The following is a 3,716-nucleotide window of genomic DNA, read 5'->3' on the forward strand; positions in this document are numbered from 1 at the left end:
ATGGTAAGATTCAGAAAATTAAAACAATTGCAAAAGGATTTTACGGATTTGAAAATTATCGAATCTCAATCCTATTTTATTTAGGAAAACTAGACCTTGCACCATACAAAATCTTGTAGTGCCAAAAAATGAAAAACACACACAAATTAAGCGTGATATTAACGCTTATCTTGATTTTTCCAATAATGCTGACGGCAAACAATTTAGTATTGGAAAATTCTACGATCAGTGAAGTTAACTACACTGACCAAACAGCCGATATCCAATTTGATATTAGTTGGGAAAACAGTTGGCGTGAGAATGGAGACGGAACGGAATTTAGCTCCGATAATTGGGATGCTGCGTGGGTATTTGCCAAATACAGCGTCAGTGGTGGAAACTGGAATCACTGCTCGCTGGCTTTAAGTGGACATACTGCACCGGCAGGAAGCGTAATTGAAAATCCTTCCGAAGGCAGCGACAATCGCAGGGCGGGAGTTTTTATTTATCGTAATGCTGCCGGATTCGGTAATAATGATTGGAACGATGCTGTCATAATATGGAATTTCGGTATCGACGGAGTATCGGATGATCAAAGTGTAGAAATTCGAGTATTTGGGATTGAGATGTGTTTTGTTCCGGAAGAAAACTTTTATGCAGGTGACGGTAATCCCGGAACAAATATGGGATCATTTGCCTGTTTTGAAGGAACAGACAGTTATCCTTTGCTTATCACTAACGGGCAGACAGTTATCAGATGTAAAACTGGACAAACTTCTCATCCTGAATATTGCTATGACAGCATTTTATTAGGTGGAATAACTATTGATGGAGACGGAGGGATTTGCACAACCGGACAAGGAACGATCGACAACCCTGACTATCCTACAGGTTATAAAGGTTTTTATTGTATGAAATACGAAATATCTCAAGGGCAATGGGTAGATTTTTGTAATACAGTAACTTCATCTCAAGCTTCTCATTTATGGTATTCTTTCTCTGATTACAGGCATGGCACATTATCCGGATCTTATCCGAATTTTACTACCACCCGACCTGATAGAGCATTGAATTGTATGACCATGATGGAAGGAATGGCTTATGCTGATTGGGCTGGTTTGCGACCGCTGACAGAACTCGAATTCGAGAAATCCTGTCGTGGAACAAATAATTATATTCAACGCGGATATTCTTGGAATTCTTTAACTATATGTCCGGATGTATCAATAGTTCTCAGCGGAACAGAAAACGGAACTGAAACCGTAACTAATGATGTTTCGGATGGCGGGGCTGTTTTTGGCAGTAATGAACACATCGGCGGAGACGGCGGACGAGGACCTCTACGAGTCGGTATATTTGCTAAAAGCGATACTGATCGACTTTCTTCAGGTGCTACTTTTTACGGAATAATGGAAATGAGTGGAAATAATTCGGAACAGACTGTAACTCTCGGTAATCCGACAGGCAGAGATTTCGACGGAACTCACGGGGACGGAAACATCAGCGAAGGCGGTTATGCCAATATACTGAATTGGCCCGGATCAAACGGAAGTATAAATTATTGTGCTACAGGTTCAGGATATCGAGGAGGAGGTTGGAGTGGAACAGCTTCGGCTCCTGCTCTAAGAATATCACAACGTTTACAGGCAGCTCAAGGTTTTGACGGACATGACATCAGCAGCGGCTTTCGAGCTTGCAGAACAAAATAAGGACAGGAGGAATCAATTATGAAAAAGCAATATTTAATTTCGTTGGCAGTGTTGTTTATAACATTCAATCTTTTTTGTTTGAACGATATGGGAAAAGGCGGTAGTTATGATGGTTATTCGATGACCGAAACAGGTGTGATCGAGTTGGGTGGTTCCGGCTCGATTCCTGTACCTACAGATTTAACTGTTAGTGATATTACCTCTTCGGCAGCAACTTTCTGTTGGACTGAAAACGGAGCTGCAACTCAATGGAATATCGAAGTAGGTCTTCCCGGGTTTACTCCCGGAACATCATCTTATGAACAGGCTTATCCATTGGTAACTGAAAATCCTTATACTGGTGGAGATTTAACTCCAGCTACAGATTATGAAGTTTATGTTCAATCATATTACAACGGAAATGTAAGTATCTGGTCGCTTCCTGCTGCCTTTACAACTACAGTTAATGAGTATTGTGAAGCTTCAGGTGCAAATCAATTCGTACACATAACAAGTGTTGCCATCGGAGATATCAATAATCCATCAGGAGCATCTCCTTATTCTGATTATACAGCCCTATCTACGAGTGTTACACCGGGAGATACAGGGATTGAAATTACTACCAGTTGTAATTATAATTTTTATTATACTGATTTAGGTTTATGGATCGACTGGAACCATGATTATGATTTTGAAGATGCTGGTGAAGATTTGTTTTGCGTAAGCTATGGTAATGGAACTTATACCTTCGATGTACCAATCGATGCTGCCGTAGGTGATACAAGAATGCGTGTTCGTCTTAAATACTCCGGTGACGGTTGTCATGGTCCATGTGGTGAAACAGCTTATGGGGAAGTAGAAGATTATACATTAACTATAGGAGGAGGAACTCTCGATGTACCCACAAATGTTGCCATAACTCATGATGGAACAGATATTACTCTTACCTGGGATCCTGTTGCAGGCGCAGCAAGCTACAACATCTATTCCTCCACAAATCCTTATGCTGCCCAACCCTGGACAGAAGTTACGGATACAGGTTCTTTTCCAAATCCCGAAGAGTGGACTGTTACGAGTCCGGTTGTAGATACATTCTATTATGTAACTGCTGATAGCGAGAGCAGGATGTTGTCGAATCCTTCAGATAAGGAATAAGAAATCGAGATAAAACACACTTGCGAGTGTGAATAAAAAATAACTGAATAAGAAAAAAACCGGCTGTGAGAGAGCAGCCGGTTTTTTGATTTCATGATTGAGAACGCATGTTCAAACATTAATCATCGAATTCTTTCGATGGAAAATAGAAACTCGATCTGGACTACAGAAATCAACCGGAAGATAGGCTGAATGAATTTGCTGAGCTACGGGGGCAATTCGGAATTTTAAGATTTTTCTTTTTATTATGGTGCTAAGAAAATGATTGAAATCTATTCATTAAAATTGACAAAAAAAAGATGATTTAAGATATTCCCTTCTTGAAAATCGAGGTAGAAAATATGTTGGATTTATATAGAATTAGAAAAGATTTGCACAAAATTCCGGAGCTTGGATTTGAAGAATATAAAACTCATAAATACATTCTAAATATTCTGAAACACTTTAAAAACCTGAAAATTCATGTATTTAATTTCACCGGAATTTTAATCGAATATTCTTATGGAAAAGGAGAATATAAACTGTTTCGGGCTGATATGGATGCTCTTCCGATAAAAGAGGAAACGGATTGTGATTTTCAATCGAAACACCGCGGTTAAATGCATGCCTGCGGACATGATATGCACATGACAATTCTGCTGGGATTAATTGAAAAAGTAGTCAGGGAAAAGCTCGAAGAAAATATCTTATTTCTGTTCCAGCCTGCTGAAGAAGGAAAAGGCGGAGCCCAAAAGATCATCCAAACAGGAATTTTTGAAAATTATCAGGTTTCGTAAGCGTATGCACTTCATGTAACCGGGAATTTACCTGTTGGAACAATTTCCTCGAAAAAGGGGATTTTCTTTGCTAATTCACAAGAAGCAGACATTATTTTCAAAGGCAAAAGTGCTCATA

General features: G+C 39.4%; 4 protein-coding genes. All 4 read left to right on the top strand.

Annotated features, from left to right (window positions below; translation table 11 throughout):
• Window positions 1-128: 128 nt before the first annotated feature.
• The 4 genes from ENL20_09605 (at window position 129) to ENL20_09620 (ending at window position 3,598) form a co-directional block, all read left to right on the top strand.
• On the top strand, window positions 129-1,688 hold the full coding sequence (locus ENL20_09605; GenBank protein ID HHE38811.1) for a hypothetical protein: 1,560 nt from the start codon (window positions 129-131) through the stop codon (window positions 1,686-1,688).
• Window positions 1,689-1,706: 18 nt separating this feature from the next.
• Entirely contained in the window at window positions 1,707-2,822 is a 1,116-nt protein-coding gene (locus ENL20_09610; protein ID HHE38812.1) for a fibronectin type III domain-containing protein, read from the top strand.
• 341 nt (window positions 2,823-3,163) lie between these two features.
• Window positions 3,164-3,421, top strand: a complete 258-nt coding sequence (locus tag ENL20_09615; protein HHE38813.1) for a hypothetical protein — start codon at window positions 3,164-3,166, stop codon at window positions 3,419-3,421.
• Window positions 3,422-3,598: a M20/M25/M40 family metallo-hydrolase gene (locus ENL20_09620; protein HHE38814.1), complete on the top strand. Its 177-nt coding sequence runs from the start codon at window positions 3,422-3,424 to the stop codon at window positions 3,596-3,598.
• Window positions 3,599-3,716: the final 118 nt, after the last annotated feature.

Source organism: Candidatus Cloacimonadota bacterium (assembly GCA_011372345.1).
Classification (GTDB): Bacteria; Cloacimonadota; Cloacimonadia; order Cloacimonadales; family TCS61; genus DRTC01.

Bases quoted from the DNA above. Each gene is read 5' to 3' on its own strand.
- ENL20_09605 (HHE38811.1), top strand. From the start codon at position 129: ATGAAAAACACACACAAATTAAGCGTGATATTAACGCTTATCTTGATT.
- ENL20_09610 (HHE38812.1), top strand. From the start codon at position 1,707: ATGAAAAAGCAATATTTAATTTCGTTGGCAGTGTTGTTTATAACATTC.
- ENL20_09615 (HHE38813.1), top strand. From the start codon at position 3,164: ATGTTGGATTTATATAGAATTAGAAAAGATTTGCACAAAATTCCGGAG.
- ENL20_09620 (HHE38814.1), top strand. From the start codon at position 3,422: ATGCATGCCTGCGGACATGATATGCACATGACAATTCTGCTGGGATTA.